The 17002-nt window shown below is 69.9% G+C and carries 16 protein-coding genes; all 16 read right to left on the minus strand.

Translation table 11 applies throughout. The features are described from left to right. Window positions 1-5: 5 nt before the first annotated feature. Complete coding sequence (locus ACIHA7_RS32545) at window positions 6-1028, minus strand: polyprenyl synthetase family protein (protein ID WP_397294875.1); 1023 nt, start codon at window positions 1026-1028, stop codon at window positions 6-8. An 80-nt stretch (window positions 1029-1108) separates the two neighbouring features. Beyond that, window positions 1109-2266, minus strand: coding sequence for a flavodoxin-dependent (E)-4-hydroxy-3-methylbut-2-enyl-diphosphate synthase (ispG, locus tag ACIHA7_RS32550; protein WP_397294877.1), 1158 nt, complete (start codon window positions 2264-2266; stop codon window positions 1109-1111). 28 nt (window positions 2267-2294) lie between these two features. Further along, window positions 2295-3242, minus strand: coding sequence for a 4-hydroxy-3-methylbut-2-enyl diphosphate reductase (locus ACIHA7_RS32555; protein ID WP_397294879.1), 948 nt, complete (start codon window positions 3240-3242; stop codon window positions 2295-2297). Window positions 3243-3259: 17 nt separating this feature from the next. Further along, complete coding sequence (dxs, locus tag ACIHA7_RS32560) at window positions 3260-5170, minus strand: 1-deoxy-D-xylulose-5-phosphate synthase (protein WP_397294881.1); 1911 nt, start codon at window positions 5168-5170, stop codon at window positions 3260-3262. A 3-nt stretch (window positions 5171-5173) separates the two neighbouring features. Further along, window positions 5174-6181, minus strand: a complete 1008-nt coding sequence (locus tag ACIHA7_RS32565; RefSeq protein WP_397294883.1) for a UbiA family prenyltransferase — start codon at window positions 6179-6181, stop codon at window positions 5174-5176. Between the two features lie 75 nt (window positions 6182-6256). Further along, a complete protein-coding gene (locus tag ACIHA7_RS32570) occupies window positions 6257-7420 on the minus strand; it encodes an FAD-dependent monooxygenase (protein WP_397294885.1) in 1164 nt (387 codons plus the stop codon). Window positions 7421-7429: 9 nt separating this feature from the next. Beyond that, a complete protein-coding gene (gene fabG / locus ACIHA7_RS32575; protein WP_397294887.1) occupies window positions 7430-8227 on the minus strand; it encodes a 3-oxoacyl-ACP reductase FabG in 798 nt (265 codons plus the stop codon). A gap of 17 nt (window positions 8228-8244) precedes the next feature. Then, complete coding sequence (locus ACIHA7_RS32580; protein WP_397294888.1) at window positions 8245-8493, minus strand: acyl carrier protein; 249 nt, start codon at window positions 8491-8493, stop codon at window positions 8245-8247. Continuing rightward, complete coding sequence (locus ACIHA7_RS32585; protein ID WP_397294890.1) at window positions 8490-10010, minus strand: FAD-dependent monooxygenase; 1521 nt, start codon at window positions 10008-10010, stop codon at window positions 8490-8492. The genes ACIHA7_RS32580 and ACIHA7_RS32585 overlap by 4 nt, the downstream gene beginning before the upstream one ends. Next, window positions 10007-10801 carry a hypothetical protein gene (locus ACIHA7_RS32590; RefSeq protein ID WP_397294891.1) on the minus strand — a complete coding sequence of 265 codons (795 nt, stop codon included), beginning with the start codon at window positions 10799-10801 and terminating at the stop codon, window positions 10007-10009. Before ACIHA7_RS32590 ends, ACIHA7_RS32585 begins: the two co-directional genes overlap by 4 nt. 38 nt (window positions 10802-10839) lie before the next feature. Next, window positions 10840-13344: an FtsX-like permease family protein gene (locus tag ACIHA7_RS32595; RefSeq protein ID WP_397294893.1), complete on the minus strand. Its 2505-nt coding sequence runs from the start codon at window positions 13342-13344 to the stop codon at window positions 10840-10842. Next, window positions 13341-14057, minus strand: coding sequence for an ABC transporter ATP-binding protein (locus tag ACIHA7_RS32600; protein WP_397294895.1), 717 nt, complete (start codon window positions 14055-14057; stop codon window positions 13341-13343). The genes ACIHA7_RS32595 and ACIHA7_RS32600 overlap by 4 nt, the downstream gene beginning before the upstream one ends. 9 nt (window positions 14058-14066) lie before the next feature. Continuing rightward, window positions 14067-14483 (minus strand): DUF4345 domain-containing protein, encoded by a 417-nt coding sequence (locus tag ACIHA7_RS32605; RefSeq protein ID WP_397294897.1) that lies wholly within the window; start codon window positions 14481-14483, stop codon window positions 14067-14069. Next, entirely contained in the window at window positions 14480-15415 is a 936-nt protein-coding gene (locus tag ACIHA7_RS32610) for an aromatase/cyclase (protein ID WP_397294899.1), read from the minus strand. The genes ACIHA7_RS32605 and ACIHA7_RS32610 overlap by 4 nt, the downstream gene beginning before the upstream one ends. Further along, entirely contained in the window at window positions 15412-16644 is a 1233-nt protein-coding gene (locus tag ACIHA7_RS32615; protein ID WP_397294900.1) for a ketosynthase chain-length factor, read from the minus strand. The genes ACIHA7_RS32610 and ACIHA7_RS32615 overlap by 4 nt, the downstream gene beginning before the upstream one ends. Continuing rightward, window positions 16641-16964: a TcmI family type II polyketide cyclase gene (locus ACIHA7_RS32620; RefSeq protein WP_397294902.1), complete on the minus strand. Its 324-nt coding sequence runs from the start codon at window positions 16962-16964 to the stop codon at window positions 16641-16643. The genes ACIHA7_RS32615 and ACIHA7_RS32620 overlap by 4 nt, the downstream gene beginning before the upstream one ends. Window positions 16965-17002: the final 38 nt, after the last annotated feature.

Here is a 17002-nt window from a genome sequence, read left to right on the forward strand (position 1 = left end):
AGCGTTCACGACGCCCGTTCGACGGTCTGGTGCACCAGCCTGCGCAACGCTCGATTCGCGGGCAGGTTCGGCAGCCCGTCCAACTCGTCGAGGGCGCGGTCGACATAGTGCCGCAGTTCGTCCTTGGCCGACTTCATGCCGGGCGACCGCACCAGCAGCGCGATGGCCTCGGCCAGGTCGTCGTCCGCGTCCAACGGACGGGACAGCAACTCGCGCAGCCGATCCGCGTCCGGGCCCGACTCGCGCACCGCGTACAACACCGGCAGGGTATGGACTCCTTCGCGCAGATCCGTGCCGGGACGCTTGCCGAATTGCTCTGCCGTCGAGGCGATGTCGAGGATATCGTCGGCGATCTGGAAGGCGATGCCGACCGCGTCGCCGAGCCGGTCCATCCGTTCGATCTGACCGGCCTCCGCACCGGAGAACATCGCGCCGAAGCGTCCCGCGGTGGCGATCAGCACGGCGGTCTTCTCGTGAATAACCTGATGGTAGTGCGTGATCGGATCGGTGCCCTCGGCCGCTCCCGCGGTCTCGCGCGTCTGTCCGGTCACCAGCTCGGCGAAGGTGTCGGCGACGATCTCCAGCGCCTCGATGCCGAGTCGCGCGCCGAGCCGGCAGGCGTGCGCGAACAGGTAGTCGCCGGCGAGGATCGCGATTTTGTTGTCCCACAGCGAGTTCGCGCTCGGCACGCCGCGGCGCAGGCGAGCTTCGTCCATCACGTCGTCGTGGTAAAGCGAGGCGATATGGACCAATTCGAGCACCGCCGCGCTGATCGCGATCCTCGGATCGGCCGGATCGGGCCCGAGTTGCCCGGCCAGCACGGTGAACATCGGCCGGAATCGCTTTCCGCCGGCTCGCGCCAAATGCGTGGCCGCCTCCGCCAGCAGCTGGTGACCGCTGCAGACCTGCTCGGTGATCAGACTCTCCACCTGCGCGAGCGCCCGGTTCACCGTCGCGGCCGTTGCCGCGTCGTCCACCAGCAGTTCGGCGGCGAAGCCTCCGTTGCTCTTGCTCCGCGTCGTTCTCATCTGTCAATGCCTTTCTGCAAGAGCAGGTTCCCGGAGGAACCGCGTGCCCATCCGCTGAAAAATTGTCGGACTCGCGCGAGTCAGCGCACCGTGACCACGGGTTCGCCGGTACCCGCCGCGTCGCCCATCGTCTCGGCGATTCGCATGGCCTCCTCGATCAGCGTCGAGACGATCTGGGCTTCGGGCACCGTCTTGACGACCTCACCCTTGACGAAGATCTGGCCTTTGCCGTTGCCCGACGCCACGCCGAGGTCGGCCTCTCGCGCCTCGCCGGGACCGTTCACCACGCAACCCATCACCGCGACCCGCAGCGGCACGGCCATTCCCGCGAGACCCGCGGTCACCTCGTCGGCCAGCGTGTACACGTCCACCTGGGCGCGGCCACACGACGGGCAGGACACGATCTCCAGCTTGCGCGGCCGCAGATTCAGCGACTGCAGGATCTGCCCGCCCACCTTGATCTCCTCGACCGGCGGCGCGGACAACGACACCCGAATCGTGTCGCCGATGCCTTCGGACAACAGCGCGCCGAACGCCACCGCCGACTTGACCGTGCCCTGAAACGCCGGACCGGCCTCGGTCACGCCCAGATGCAACGGATAGTCGCAGCGGGCCGCCAACTGCCGGTACGCCTCGACCATCACCACCGGGTCGTGATGCTTGACCGAGATCTTGATGGCGCCGAACCCGTGCTCCTCGAACAGGCTCGCCTCCCACAGCGCCGACTCGACCAGGGCCTCTGGCGTCGCCTTGCCGTACTTCGCCAGCATGCGCTTGTCCAGCGAACCCGCGTTCACGCCGATGCGGATCGGAATGCCCGCCGCGGCCGCGGCTTTCGCGACCTCCCCGACGCGGCCGTCGAACTCCTTGATGTTGCCTGGGTTCACCCGCACCGCCGCGCACCCGGCGTCGATCGCGGCGAAGATGTAGCGCGGCTGGAAATGGATGTCCGCGATGACCGGTATCTGCGACTTGCTCGCGATCGTCGCCAGTGCGTCCGCATCCTCTTGGCGTGGACACGCGACGCGCACGATGTCGCACCCCGACGCCGTCAACTCCGCGATCTGCTGCAGCGTCTCGTCCACCCGGTGGGTCTTGGTGGTGGTCATCGACTGCACCGAGATCGGATGGCGGCTTCCCACACCGACATTGCCTACCTTCAATTGCCTGGTCGGTCGGCGCGGCGCGAGCACCCTCGCGGGTGCGGGCGGCATACCGAGCAGCGCGATCTCGCTCATGACAAAGCCTTTCTCGATCCGTCGGCGGTCAGAGTTCGCGCAGCTCGCGCGGGGCGCTGAAGACCAGGGTCTCCGCGGCGGTGGTGACCTCGTGCACGTCGTCGAATCCGTGCTCCGCCAGCAGCGTCAGCACCTCGCGCACCAGTACCTCCGGCACCGAGGCCCCCGAGGTCAACCCGACCGTGCGCACGCCGTCGAGCCAGGCCGGGTCCACCGCCCGTGCGGTGTCGATCAGCCGGGCGGCGCCTGCCCCGGCGCCGAGCGCCACCTCGACCAGCCGCACCGAGTTCGACGAGTTCGACGAACCGACCACGAGCACCAGATCACTGTGCGGTGCAAGGGCTTTGACGGCCACCTGCCGGTTCTGGGTGGCGTAGCAGATGTCGTCGCTCGGCGGATCCGCCAGGTCAGGGAACCGTTGGCGGAGCAGCCGTACGGTCTCGAGGGTTTCGTCGACGCTCAGCGTGGTCTGCGACAGCCAGACGACCTTGCGTTCGTCCCGCACGGTCACCTTGTCGACGGAGTCCGGTCCGTCCACCAGCTGAACGTGGCGGGGAGCCTCCCCCGCCGTGCCCTCGACCTCTTCGTGGCCGCTGTGGCCGATCAGCAGGATGTCGTAGTCGTCGCGGGCGAAACGCTTGGCCTCGTTGTGCACCTTGGTCACCAGCGGGCAGGTCGCGTCGATGGTGCGCAGTCCGCGTGCCACCGCGGCCGCGCGCACGACCGGCGACACCCCGTGCGCGGAGAAGATCACCAGCGCTCCCTCCGGTACCTCGGCCACGTCCTCGACGAACACCACGCCGCGAGCACGCAACCGCGCCACGACACTGCGGTTGTGCACGATCTCCTTGCGCACGTACACCGGCGGACCGTGCCGCTCGAGCGTCCGCTCCACGGCGGCGACCGCGCGGTCTACGCCGGCGCAGAAGCCGCGCGGGTCGGCCAGCAGCACCCGTTTGCGGGAATCCGAAGACATGGCAGTTCCTTTCGTCGTCACGAAGAGCGTCCGGTGCTCGCCGCGTCCAGCGTCGCCAGCCATTCGGTGATGCGGCGGGTGCAGGTGTCCGGGTCCAGACCGGCCTCGCGCAGCACCTCGGAGCGCGAACCGTGGGCGAGAAACCGGTCCGGCACGCCGATATTGCGCACCGGGACTCCGATTCCGGCGGCGGCGAAGCGGGCGGACACCGCCGAACCGACGCCGCCGTGCAGTACGCCGTCCTCGATCGTGACCACCAGCTGGAAATCGTCCGCCAGTTTCAGCAGCACCTCCGGTACGGGTAGCACCCAGCGCGGGTCGACGACCATCACTCGCACGCCATGCCGCTCGAGCGCGGTCGCGCTGGCAAGCGCGGTTCCGGCGGACGACCCGACGGCGACGATCAGCACACCCCCGTGCGTCCCGTCCGGTAGCGGATGCAGCACGTCGACGCCGTCGAGCTGCTCGACCGCCGAAACATCCGGCCCCACATCGCCTTTCGGAAAACGCAGCGCCGTGGGTCCGCTGTCGATCGACAATGCCTCGGCCAGCTCCGCCCGCAGCGAGCCTGCGTCGCGCGGCGCGGCGATCCGCATGCCGGGAATCAGGCCGAGCAAGGCCAGATCCCACACCCCGTGATGGCTCGCCCCGTCCGGGCCGGTCACCCCCGCGCGATCGAGCACCAGGGTCACCGGCAGGCGCAGCAGGGCCACGTCCATCAGCAGCTGGTCGAAGGCGCGATTGAGGAAGGTGGAGTAGAGCGCCACCACGGGATGCCTGCCGCCGAGCGCGAGGCCGGCGGCCGAGGTCACCGCGTGCTGCTCGGCGATGCCGACGTCGAACATCCGCTCGGGGAACCGTTCACCGAAGGCCGTCAAGCCGGTCGGTCCCGGCATGGCGGCGGTGATCGCGACGATGTCGTCGCGGCGCTCGGCCAGCCTGATCAACTCGGCGGAGAAGATCGAAGTCCAGTTCTGCGCGTTCGCGGTCGCGAGCGCCCGCCCGGTGGCGGGGTCGAACGGACCAGGTCCGTGCATCTGGTCGGCTCGATGATTCTCCGCGGGCAGATACCCCATCCCCTTCTTGGTGACGGCGTGCACGATCACGGGGCCGCCGAACGTCTTCGCGCCGCGCAGAGCGGCCTCGAGCGCGGCGGTGTCGTGTCCGTCGATCGGGCCCACGTACTTCAGACCGAGATCCCCGAACAACATCTGCGGGCTCACCGCGTCCTTCAACCCTTCTTTCACCGCGTGCAGCAGGCGGTACAGCGGTGGGCCGACGAGGGCGACGCGGGGCAGGAATCTCTTGATCGCGGCCAACATTCGCTCATAGCGGGACTCCATCCGCAGCGCGGCCAACCTGCGGGCCAGGCCGCCGATGGTCGGGGCATACGAGCGCCCGTTGTCGTTGACGACCACCACGATGGAACGGTCGCTGCCCGCAGCGATATTGTTCAGCGCTTCCCAGCACATACCGCCGGTCAGCGCGCCGTCACCGACCACAGCGACCACGCTGCGATGGGCCTGCCCGGTCAGCGCGAAGGATTTGGCCAGTCCGTCCGCGTACGAGAGCGCGGCCGACGCGTGCGAGGACTCGGTCCAATCGTGCGGGCTCTCCGCCCGGCACGGGTATCCCGAAAGCCCGTCCCGCAGGCGCAATTCATCGAACCTGTCGCGGCGACCGGTGAGGATCTTGTGCACATAGGCCTGGTGTCCGGTGTCGAAGATGAGCGGGTCGGTCGGCGAATCGAAGGCTCGGTGCAATGCCAGGGTCAACTCGACGACGCCGAGGTTGGACCCGAGATGCCCGCCGGTGGCAGCGACCTTGTGCACCAGGAATTCCCGGATCTCGGCGGCCAGCTCGACTAGTTGCGCAGCGTCGAGGGCGCGGAGATCGTCCGGGGCTTCGACGGTCGGCAAGATGTTCATGATTCACCAATCGGCCAGGACGAACAGAGCCAAAACGACGGTGCCCCAGCCCAAGACGGCGAGCACCGCCGGGACCGCCCTGGCCGCCGGACGCAGCGCCGTCACCGCCGCGTCGCGTGGGAGCCCGCCGGTCACCGCGCGCAGCCGCCAGAGATATCCAGCCGCCACCGCGGCGGCGAGTCCGAATGGCAGGAAGCCCCAGGTCATTCCGGTACGCGCGGTGACCGTCGCGACGACGATCACCGCACCGGCCACCACGAACCCGAGCGCCGCCGTCAGCGCCCGGGACAGCCCGAGCGCGACGACGAAGGTCCGGATGCCGTATTTCTCGTCCTCGGGCAGGTCCTCGGCGGCGTTGACGACGATCACCCCGGTCATCGCCAGCGCGTAGCCCGCCAGCTCGACGACCGCGGCCCAGTCCCACGGACGGCTGGCGGCGCGCAGGATGCCGAGGCCGGGGACGAAGAGCAGTACCGCGAACAGCGTCGGAATCTGCCAGATACCACGGGATTTCAGGTGCAACGGGGGCAGCGAGTACTGCACGCCCAGTAGCCCGCCGAGCAGTCCGATCAGGAGCAGATCGACGTGCCGAGAGCTCAGGACGAGCCAGGTCGCCACTGCGGCGATCACGACACCCGTGCCGACGATCTGCCGAATGACGTTGGGTACGCCCAGGTTACGGACGGCGTCGGACTGCCCCGGTTTGTACTCCTGGTCCTCCCATCGGTCGGCCAGGCAGTTCACCATATTGCCGATCTGGATACCGAGGACCACCAGGACCGCGGCCGCCACGGTCTGCCAGGACAGCACGTCGGCCCAGTCGCGGGCGCCGACCAGCAGTGGCACGAACAGTACGGTGAGGCCCATCGGCAAGAATTCGACGCGGCGGATGCGCCCGCTGTACGCCATCCGTTGCCGGAGCCCCACCGGCTGACCGGTCTCCTCCGGCGACGGGGTGAGGATCCGAGTGAGCCGAGCGCGTAGTGGCAGAGTATTCGATGTTGACGACATAATTGTTCCTCAGTGCTCGTTGATTGATGGGGTGCTCGACCGCGTTCGTGGCGCGGTGCCGCGAGAACGACTGGGCTACACCGCGGGTGTGCTCAGCGCACCCGCCGCCGCCGGCCAGCCCGAGACCGCCTCGGCCAGGCGGACCGCGATCTCGGGGGCGGTGAGAAGTTGCCCGAGCAGCGCGCGCAACGGCTCGACCTTCGGATGACCGAGCAGCAACACCTCTTGGGCGTCGACCACCGCCGCGGCGGCCCTACCGGCGGCGTGCCGCTGGTCCTGGTACGACTCCAGCAGCTCGCTGGGCGCGCGATCGGCGATGGTCGTGGCGAGCTTCCAGCCCAGGTCGATCGCGTCGTGCAGGCCCTGGTTCAACGACATGCCACCGACGTGCAGATGGCGGTGCGCCGCGTCACCGGCCAGCAGCACCCGCCCACGCCGGAACCGGTCGACCAGCCGGGACTCGTTGTCGAACAACCCGATTCGCCGCACGGTGGCGCCGGCGAGGTCCTCACCGGTAACCCGGTGCCACTCGCGCGCGAGCTCGGCCGGCTCGACCCGGCCTGCCGGTCGGTGGTACCCGTACGCGTGCACCATGACCCTGGTGCCGCCGTCCGCCCGACTCGCGGCCACCGCCAGCCCGGCAGGCAACCGCTGAAACCGCCGCGGCTCGAGCTCGATGCCGTCGAGATCGGCCCACAGCAGCGTCCGGGTGGCGGGACTGCCGGGAAACGCGAAACCGCCGTGCGTACGGACCACGCTGTCGTGGCCGTCGCAACCGACGAGATAGTCGGCGGTGATCGTCATCGGCCCGGCCGGGGCACGCACCTGGGCACGCACCCGATCGGTCGCCGTGAAGCGGAGCAGGCTGTGCGCCCGCAGCATCGGCACGCCGAGCTCGACCGCCCGAGCTTCCAGCGCCGCGGTCAACCGCGGCTGCGGGACCCGCCAGTGCCCGCGGAATCGGCTGCGTACCCCGTCCAGCGACAGCGGCAGACCACCGAAGTGCCCGGTGCCGACGCGGGGCAACGGGCCGAGCCGGTCGAGCAGATCACGCCGGTCCAGGAACTCCATGGTGCGGGAATCCACCTGAGAGGCCCTCGGCTCGTCACTCGATGCCGCGGCACGCTCGACGACCAGCACATCCACCCCGTGTAGCGCCAGTTCGGCTGCCAGGACGAGCCCGACCGGACCCGCTCCGGCAATGAGGACGCCGGTGGCCGCCGAGCAGTTCGCACCCATCCGCGCTCCTCAGAAGTTGCCGAGGCCGCCACACACATTGATCGCCTGGGCGGTGATCGATGCCGCGAGCGGCGAGGTCAAGTAGCCGACGAGCCCGGCGACCTCGGCCGGTGTCGAGTACCGGCCGAGCGGGATCTTGGCCTGGAATTTCGTCAAGACCTCGGCGTCGGTAACACCCCACGCGTCCGCGTAGTTGCGCCGAACACGCTGCGCCATCGGCGTTTCCACATACCCGGGGCACACCGCGTTCACCGTGATACCGGTCGGCGCCAGCTCGTTGCCCAGCGCCTTGGTGAAACCGACGACGCCGTGCTTGGAGGCCGAGTACGGCGCACCGAGCACGACGCCCTGCTTGCCCGCGGTCGAGGCGATATTGATGATGCGACCCCAACCTCGTTCGCGCATACCGCTGTTCAATACCGCGCGGGTGGCGTAGAAGACGCTGTCCAGATTGGTGGCGAGGACATCGCGCCACAGGTCGTCGGTCAGTTCGGCGGTGACGCCGCCACCGCTTCGCCCGGCGTTGTTGACCAGGATGTCGACCCGCCCGTATGTCGTGACCGCGGTGTCGACCAGCGCCTCGACCTGCTCGGCCGAGCGCACGTCACAGGCGAGGCCGGCCGCCTTGCCGCCCTCGGCGCTGAGCCGGTCGACCGTCGCCGCGACCGCGCCCGCGTCCCTGGCGCAGAGGAAGACCCGATCACCCTGCGCCGCGAGATGTTCCGCGATAGCCAGCCCGATGCCGCTGGTCGCCCCGGTGATGATCGCTACCCGATCGGCGACACCGGCCGAACGCCTGTCGACCACGGCCGGCTCCCCGGCCCTCATCGTGGCGCGCCGTTGAACAGTTCGAGCAGTTGGCGCGGTGTGCGGGCCTCGTCGGCGACCTGCAGATCGATCGAGCGCCCGAACTCCCTGGCCAACCGGGCATTGGCCTCCATCACCGCGACCGAGTCGTAACCCATGTCCTCGAAGTCGACGTCGAGGAGGTCGCCGTCCGGCGGCGGTGCATCCCCCGACACCTCGCGCAGCAACCGCATCAGATCATCGACCGTGATCTCAGAGGTACTCATCTGATGTTCCTTTCGTGGGTCAGCAGTTCGGCATCGGCGCCGAACCAGGTGGACAAGGCCTCGGTCAGCGGACCGGTGTCGCCGTCGCGATGGCGCAACCACGCGACATGCCCATCAGGACGCAGCAACACCGCCTCGAGCCCCGTCAGTTCTTCGTGCACGCCGGACGGGTCCGGCCGAGCGGCCACCAGGTCCACTCGGTCGGTCCACCCCGCGGCCTCGGCGCAGGCGCGCCCACTGCCGAGATCTATGAGGACGCCCCGCGCGGAACGCAGCAGCACCGTGGTGCTGGTCGACTCGCCGCCGATCCGCAGATCCTGCTGGGGCAGTCGGCGGCCGAGCAGCGGATGCTCGCCGCGGCCCATGTCGTAGCGCGCGTCCACGCCCGCGACCGCGCCGGCCAGATGGCGGGCCACCTCGTCGAATCCGGCGAGCTCACGCAGGAGTTCACGCACGGGTTCGGCGGTCGGTCCGCCGAGCATGAGGAATCCCTGTGCGCGGGTGTTCTGTAATACCTTGGCGCCGACCGGATGCCGTTCGTGGTGATAGGTGTCCAGCAAGTCATCGGAGGCGTGGCCGCCGGCTACCAGACCCAGCTTCCAGCCGAGGTTGACCGCGTCCTGGATACCGACGTTCAGCCCTTGACCACCGGCGGGCAGGTGGATGTGGGCCGCGTCGCCCGCCAGCAGGATTCGACCGCGCCGATACTGCGTCACCTGGCGGGTGGCATTGCCGAACGCGCTGGTCCACAGCGGCTGTGCCGCGCTGATGTCCTGTCCGGTCAGGCGTTGCCAGGCGGCGGCGACCTCGTCGAAGCTCGGTGCGTCGCCACTCGCCCTGGGGCGTGCGCCGCGTTCGTGCAGGATGATCCGGTAGACACCGCCCCCGAGGTGCCCGGACATCACCATTCCGCCCGGCACGTGCTCACCGAACGGGCGGCCCGCGATCTCGCAGCCGCGCAAGTCGGCCAGCATCATCTCCAGCGTGGCCGCGGTGCCGGGGAATTCGTACTCCGCGAGCCTGCGCACGGTGCTGCGGCCGCCGTCGCAGCCGACCAGGTAATCCGCGACCACCTCCACCGTCGCGTCCTGGCCCGCGATCGTGGCGACGACCTCGTCCGAATCCTGGCGCAGCGCGATCAGCGTCGCGCCGCGCCATATTCGCGCGCCGAGGTCGCGGGCCCAGGATTCCAGCACCGCCTCGGTCTGCGCCTGCGGAATCCCCTGCGCCCCATGGGTACCGAAGTGCGGGCCGTCGAGCAGGCCGAAATCCAAAGGCACGCCGCCGAAATGGCCGTACCGGTTGGTCGCGAGCACACCGAAGCGCGACAGCAGGTCGCGCTGGTCGAACACCTCCATGGTGCGCGCGTTGAAGCCGAGCCCGCGGGACTCCCCGGTCGGCTCGATCAGGGACTCCACGACCAGAACCTCGGTTCCGGCCAGCCGCAGTTCGCCCGCCAGCATCAGCCCGGTCGGCCCGGCGCCGATCACCAGCACCGTCGGATCCGCTGTTCTCATCGTCGACCTCCCGGGTCGCTCGCTCGTTCCGGTTGTCCGCCAACCATGTCCAGTAGCTCGTCGATGTCGTACTCGGCCCGGCCCGGCGAGCCGTAGCGGATCAACTTGCCGCGACTGGCCCACTGCCGGATGGTGGCTTCGGTGACGCCCGCGGCGAGCGCGGCGACCCGGGTCGGAACCCGGCGTCCGGCCTTCCGGCCGGATTCGTCGTTGTGCGCCTCCGCCAGCCGCGCCAACGGCAGGCGGTGACCCCTGGCGCAACACGCGATCGCGGGCGTCGTCCCCGCCTGGGCCGCGATCGAGATCGTCACGGGGGCGGTGCAACCGGGCTCGGCGCACAGCCGTCGCGGTGTGGCGCGGTCTCGGTCGAGTGCCGACAGCGCGGCACGGACCAGTCCGTCCATCTCCTCCATGAAGTCGGCGATGCCGGGGTGCCTGCGTAGCCAGGGCCAGTGCACGGTCAGGAACTGCGCCGCCTCGGCAACTTCGGTCCGCGCGGGTGCGGCGACCGGCCGCTCGTCGACGACGAGCGCCACCCAGGACGCGAGCACGTCGTGAATAGCCGAACGGGCCACCACGAGTTCAGGGTTCAGCGCCGTGCCGATCCGGTGGCTCCCGGATACCCGCTCCATGACAGCGAGCCGCCGGGCGGTACCCGCCATGGACTCCAGGCACTCGGCATACAGCGCGGGTAGCGCGGAAAGCCTCGCGCGCGCGTCGTTTTCGCAGCTCGCGCAGCCCGCGGCGAAGACGCCGGGCCCGCAGGCACGGCAGAACTCCAGAGACAGCATGTATTCCCACCTGTCGAATCGGTTCCGAGTACGTCGGCTCAGTCGGCCGCGATCGCCTCGACGACGTTCATGCGGGCCGCGCGCGTCGCGGGCGGCAGCGCGCCGAGCGTGCACAGCACGATGGCGACGCCGCCGTACACCAGGGCGAGCGCCCCGACGCGGAAGGTGATATCCACCGCCGTCGTCGTCGACATCAGCACGGTGGCCAGGTAATGCAGGGCGGTGCCGCAAAGCAAACCGATGGCGCCGCCGACCAGACCGACCCCGCACGCTTCGGCGATCACCGCCCGCGACATCAGCCGCCGCGACGATCCGAGCGCGCGCAGGATGCCGATCTCGCGTCGGCGCGCCAGCACCGCGAGCATCAGCGTGTTGGTCAGTGCGACCGCGGCGAGCAGCGCGATCACCCACTGCAGCGCCACCGTCATCGCCCCGACCTGCGCGATATTGCCTACCGCACCGCCGTAGCCCGCCTCGCCGGTGAATACGTAGACCGAATCCGGCACTGCCGCTCGCACTTTCGTCGCCAGTTCGGCTGGATCGTGACCTGGGCCCGCGCGCACCGCCAGCTGGGTGGCGCCCGGCCGGGCGAACCAGTCCTGCAATTGCCGCAGGCTCATCGCGATCGTGCCGCCCACCGGAGACAGCACGCTCACCACGCCCAGCAACGTTGTCTGCCTTGGTCCTTCGGGCGTCGCGATCGGCACGCTGTCGCCGACCGCGTAGCCGAATCGTTCGGCGAGCTGGCGCGAGACCACGATCCCGTCGCCTCGAATCACGCTGTCGCGCAACTGGTCCGACATCAGATGCGCGGTGACGCCGGTGGCCCCGTCGGCCAGGCCCTCGACCGAGACGCGGACACCGCGCACCGACACGAAAGCCCACTGCTCGGGCACCACCGCGGCGACACCGGGAACGCGCGACACCGCGTCGGCGACGCCCTCGGGCAGGGTAGCGCCCGCAGGCAGCACATCACTGGGACTGGTGGACACGACCACATCGACGTCCCGCAGCCCCGCGAAACTGGCCTCGGCCGAGGTGATCATGTTCGCCGTCGCACCGGAGCTCGCCACCCCCAGCGCCACCGCGGTGGCGACGGTGAGCATCATCGCCCAGGTACGGCGCGGCGCCCGGCGCATGGCCGCCCCGGCCACCGGGCCGGCGGCGCCGAGCCGGTCGGCGACCTGCGCCGACAGTTCCGCGATCGGATTCATGACCGCGACGCTGACCCCCAGGACCCCGACCACGAACAATCCCGCGGCAGCGAACACCACCGGGCTGTGCACGATCCTCGCCAGGACGAACGCCGCCACCATCGCGAGTCCGCCGCCGATCGCGGCCACCGTCGCGAACCGAACCCGGATCTGCTCCGCGGCAACGGTTTCCGCGCTCTGCAGCGCCTCGACCGGAGTGACCGTGAACACCTGCCGGACCGCCACTGCCGAGGCCGCCACCGCAGCGGCCACGCAGGCCAGCACGGCAACCGGCACCGCATACCACGGCAGGATGAACTCGATGCGGGCCGAGACCGCCTGGACCAGGAACGGCGGCAGCCGCCCGATCACGAAGCGACCGAGCAGGATTCCGACCGGCGCCCCGAGCAACCCGGCGACCAAGCCGAGCAACGCGGACTCGCTCAGCAGGTCACGCACCATCATCGCCCGGCCCGCGCCGAGCGCGCGCAGCACCGCGATGGATCGTCGGCGCTCGGCAACGGTCATGCTGGCGACGTTGAACACCAGGAACGCGGCGACCACCAGCGAGACCGCCGCGACAAGCAGCGTGATACTGCGGGTCAGCGCGATCGCATCGCCGGTCTGCGCGGAGCGCAATCCCAGCCCCGACACCACCGCGCGCCCGGCGACCGCGTCTTCGACCGCCCGCGTCACCGCCTGCGCGTCGGCGTCCGGATGCCGCACCACGTAGACCAGGTCGACGCGGCCCGGCCGGTCGGCGATGCGCTGTGCCAGTGGCAGCGGGGCGATGACGAAATACCCGCCGTTGATCTGTTCGGCGGCCGCCCCACCGACCACCGCGGCCACCCGCACGGTCCTGGCGCCGATCCGATAGGGATCGCCCTCGGCCAGGCCCATCCGATCGCCCACCACCACCCCATCCGGGGTGCGCAGCAGTGCCGACCCGAGTTGCACCTGGTCACCGACCGCGGCCTGCAGGCGGGAGTGCAGTGCCGAGATCCGCGCGTCGGCGCCGAGCACCATGACGCGCTGCGCACCGGCGGGCAACTGCACCTGCACCATCGGTACGGCGGTGGCCACCCCGGGCACCGCACCCACGGTGGCGACGAGATCCTCGGCGAACCCGGTGTCGGAGAGACCGGACACCTGCAGGTCGGCCGCGCCGGCGAGGCTCTCGGTGAGCCTGCTGACCGACCCGGCCAGCGAACCGTAGGTCCCCAGTACCGCGACCAGCAGGGCCGACGACGCGGCCAGCACCGCGACCACGGCGGCCACTCGCCCACGGAACACCACGATCTGACGCAGATTCAGTACGCGCAGCCTGCTCAGCACGCCGCCGAGGCTCATCGCGCCGCCTCCGCGATCATCGCGTCGGCCGAGCGCGTATCCGCGCGAACCTTGCCGTCCACCAACGTCACCCGCCGATCGGCCCGCGCCGCGGCGGCGCGATCGTGCGTGACGATGACCACCAGTCGAGGCTTCTCGGAGTCCTTTGCCAAAGCCCCGAGCAGGTCGAGGATTTCGCGTCCTGTCTTGGAATCCAGGTTTCCGGTCGGCTCGTCGGCCAGCACCACCGGAGGGTCCATCATCAGCGCCCTGGCAACGGCGACCCGCTGCATCTGACCTCCGGAAAGTTCGGCAGGGCGGTGTTCGGCGCGGTCGCCGAGGCCGACCGACTCGAGCAAGCGGGTCGCCGCGGGCCGGGCCGAGGCCAGGCTCTGCCCGCCGAGCAGTCGCGGCACCGCGACGTTCTCCCAGGCGGTGAGCGTCGGCAGCAGATTGAAGAATTGGAAGACGAAACCGACTCGGTGCAAACGGAATTGCGACTGTGCCCGGTCGCCGAGGCTGCCGATCTCGTCCCCGTCGAACCGCACCGACCCGGAGTTCGGCGTGTCCAGGGCGCCGAGGATGTGCAGCAGGGTGCTCTTACCCGCCCCGGACGGCCCGGTCACGGCGACGAACTCGCCCGCCTCCAGCGCCAGATCGATGCCGTCCAACGCCCGCACGTCTTCCCCGCCCACCCGGTAGACGCGTTCGACATCTCGCAGTTCCAGCAGCATGAATTCTCCTCATCCTCGGCGGTATCGGTTCGCGACCCGCCGGTGCCACAGCCACAGCAGCGGCATCCCGGCCAGTTCGGCGACCCACGCCCCGACGAACACCGGGTGTGGATGTCCGCGGCGGCCGACCCGGACGGTGCGGGCCAGGCCGCCGACGAAGGCCGTGCCGAGCAGGATGGTCATCAGCTCGGACTTCTCCTCGATGCGCGGGACGGCGGCGACCGCGCCGATGCCGCTGGCGAACCAGAACGCGTTGACGAAGGCGAACTGGTTGTCGATCGAGGCAGGCACCCCGCCGCCACCGGGAATTCCCTGCGGCCCCTTGAGCATTCCGTACAGTCCGGTCGACAGCGGCAGCACCGCGCCCGCACCCATCACCAGTTGCAGGGCACGCCGCTCGCTCAGTGTTCGCAGTATCTCGGTCATACCCGGCTCCCCTCGGCGAACTGTCGCGCGGCGCGCAGTGTCGCACCACTGTTGCCGCGCAGCGCCTTGGTCACGAACGCGCGCGCGTCGGCGACGGTCGCCGCGGGCCCGAGCACCTCGGCGACGTTCGCGGCGGCGATCCGCACGGTGTGGCCTGCCGTGGCCAGCACGCCCGACGGGGTGTCGGACAGCGTCCACCAGCCGAGGTGCAGCGACATCAGTGCGGGCAGCACCGTCTGCTTGTAGACGATGCGCTCGCTGGGAAAGCACACCCGAACGGACTCGGTGCGGTGCGTCGAACCGTCGCCGGAACGGGTGTCCATGCGCAGTATTTGGATGCCATCACCGAGCTCGCGACAGTCCGACGCGACGACATGGGGCAGCCGCCGCGACCATTCGGTCCCGGCCGCGAGGAATCCGTAGACCGATTCCCGTTCGGCGTCGATGTGCAGCGTATCTTCGATGGTAAACCGCGACTCGTCGTCGTCCAGCTCGAAATATGCCGCCAGCGCGGACAATTCGGACACACTGTTGCGCTCGACCGCGGTAGCGATCCAGTCCACGGCGGCCGGGTCGTCGTCGACGGCGCGGAAGCGGTGATCCAGCCGCACCAGGCACCCGCCCGCCGCGCGGGGCTCGACCCACCAGTTGCCGCTCATCTCGGCGACCGGCGCCGCCGAGCGTTCCTGCCGGAAATCGATGCGGCGGTCGGCGACGTGGAATTCGCGGCGTGAGGTCCAATTCTTGACGCTGTCGTTCGCCGTCGCCCAGATGCGCAGGCGCTCGGTCGTTTTCGTCTTGTTCAGTACCTCGACGTGCACGGTCGGCGGGAACAGACACGGCCAGCCGGCGGCGTGCGCGAGCGCCGCGTACACCTGGTCGGCCGGGGCCGCGACCTCGATGTCGTGCCGAGTGACGTGATTCGTTGTCACAGTTGTCCCTTCGCCGATTCGGTCTGCTCGGCGGCCACGACGACCGCGGAGTTGAAGCCGCCATAACCGCGGGCCAGCACCAAAGCCGCCCGCACCGGCTGCTGCCGCGGCTCGGTCACCAGGTCGATGCGGTATGCGGGCGCGGCGGCCGAGCGCATCGTCGGCGGGACGACGCCGTCGCGGATCGACAGCAGTGCCGCCACAACGTCGACCGGGCCGCCGCCGCTGCCCATTCGACCGGTCATCGTCTTCGGCACGGTGACCGGAACGCCGTATGGACCGAATACGTCGCAGATCGCGGCGGCCTCGTGCCGGTCCGCGTCCGGCGATGCCGCACCGTCGGCGAACACCACATCGATGTCGGCGGGCGCGAGCTCGGCGTCGGCCAGCGCCAACCGCATCGCCGCGGCGAGTCCCGGTGGGCGATCGCTGCCCGGTCGTGGATCGAAGGTGGCGGCGTACCCGGCGAGCCTGCCGTAGACGCGCGGGGCCGCCCGGCGCCGAGCGGCCGCTTCGTCCTCGAGCACCAGCATCGCGGCGCCTTCGCCCGGTACGTAACCGCTTGCCGCGGCGTCGAAGGGTCGATAGGCGAGATCGGGGTCGTCCACCCGGCTCATCCGGTCGTTCGCCACGTGCGCGGCCCACCCCCACGGACACAGCGAACTGTCCGCGCCGCCCGACAATGCCAGCTCCGCGCCGCGGCGCAATTGCCTGCGCGACTGGGCGAGCGCGTCGAGGCCGCCCGCGTGGTCGGCTACCACCACGCCGGTCGGCCCGCGTAGGTCGTGCCGAATGGCTATCTGTCCGGTGTTGACCGCGTAGAACCAGGCGAAGGACTGGAACGCGCTCACGTGGTCGCTGCCTTGGCTCCAGAGATTCTGCAACTCTCGCTGCCCGAACTCGTAACCGCCGGATGTCGCGGCGGTGACGACGCCGACCCTGCCGCGGTCGATGGCGGCCGGGTCGAACGCGGAATCCACCAGTGCGGCCTCGGCCGCGGCCAAGGCGAAACGGGTCATGCGATCGGTTTGTGGCAACAGCCGCGCGGGCACGGCTCGCTCGGCGTCGAAATCGCGCACCTCCCCGGCGCATCGGGCCGGGTAGCGATCGGCGTCGAAGGCGGTGAGTCTGCGGATCGCGGCGACGCCGCCGCGACAGGCGGCCCAGAAGCTCTCGACGTCGAGACCGGTGGGCGCGATCACGCCGACGCCGGTGATCACCGTGCTCACGACGCCGCCCAGTGATAGAAGCGGGTGGCCATGGCGTCGGCAGGCGATCGCCAATTCGGGTCGTAGGCGGTGATATACGGGCGCAGATCGGCACTGATCCGCACGAAGCGCGCGTCCTGCTTGGCCGACTCGATGCGGTCGGCGCCGTGGTCGGACTCGAAGTCCTGCAGATGGAAGTACAGACCTCGATAGGTGAACAGCTCACGCCGTCGGGTGCCCATCGCACCCGGCATATCGGTGCTGTCGAAATCGGCGAATATGGCGGCCACCCTGGCCGCCGACGCCGGATCCATCTTGGCGACAATGAGACTGCTGAACACGTGAATACTTCCTCTTCGAGATGGTCCCAACGGCGTTG

This window comes from Nocardia sp. NPDC052316 (genome assembly GCF_044547795.1).
Lineage (GTDB): Bacteria > Actinomycetota > Actinomycetes > Mycobacteriales > Mycobacteriaceae > Nocardia.

What these genes read in the sequence shown, in the direction of transcription:
- ACIHA7_RS32545 (WP_397294875.1), bottom strand. Translation starts at nt 1,028, where the DNA reads ATGAGAACGACGCGGAGCAAGAGCAACGGAGGCTTCGCCGCCGAACTG.
- ispG (WP_397294877.1), bottom strand. Translation starts at nt 2,266, where the DNA reads ATGAGCGAGATCGCGCTGCTCGGTATGCCGCCCGCACCCGCGAGGGTG.
- ACIHA7_RS32555 (WP_397294879.1), bottom strand. Translation starts at nt 3,242, where the DNA reads ATGTCTTCGGATTCCCGCAAACGGGTGCTGCTGGCCGACCCGCGCGGC.
- dxs (WP_397294881.1), bottom strand. Translation starts at nt 5,170, where the DNA reads ATGAACATCTTGCCGACCGTCGAAGCCCCGGACGATCTCCGCGCCCTC.
- ACIHA7_RS32565 (WP_397294883.1), bottom strand. Translation starts at nt 6,181, where the DNA reads ATGTCGTCAACATCGAATACTCTGCCACTACGCGCTCGGCTCACTCGG.
- ACIHA7_RS32570 (WP_397294885.1), bottom strand. Translation starts at nt 7,420, where the DNA reads ATGGGTGCGAACTGCTCGGCGGCCACCGGCGTCCTCATTGCCGGAGCG.
- ACIHA7_RS32580 (WP_397294888.1), bottom strand. Translation starts at nt 8,493, where the DNA reads ATGAGTACCTCTGAGATCACGGTCGATGATCTGATGCGGTTGCTGCGC.
- ACIHA7_RS32585 (WP_397294890.1), bottom strand. Translation starts at nt 10,010, where the DNA reads ATGAGAACAGCGGATCCGACGGTGCTGGTGATCGGCGCCGGGCCGACC.
- ACIHA7_RS32590 (WP_397294891.1), bottom strand. Translation starts at nt 10,801, where the DNA reads ATGCTGTCTCTGGAGTTCTGCCGTGCCTGCGGGCCCGGCGTCTTCGCC.
- ACIHA7_RS32595 (WP_397294893.1), bottom strand. Translation starts at nt 13,344, where the DNA reads ATGAGCCTCGGCGGCGTGCTGAGCAGGCTGCGCGTACTGAATCTGCGT.
- ACIHA7_RS32600 (WP_397294895.1), bottom strand. Translation starts at nt 14,057, where the DNA reads ATGCTGCTGGAACTGCGAGATGTCGAACGCGTCTACCGGGTGGGCGGG.
- ACIHA7_RS32605 (WP_397294897.1), bottom strand. Translation starts at nt 14,483, where the DNA reads ATGACCGAGATACTGCGAACACTGAGCGAGCGGCGTGCCCTGCAACTG.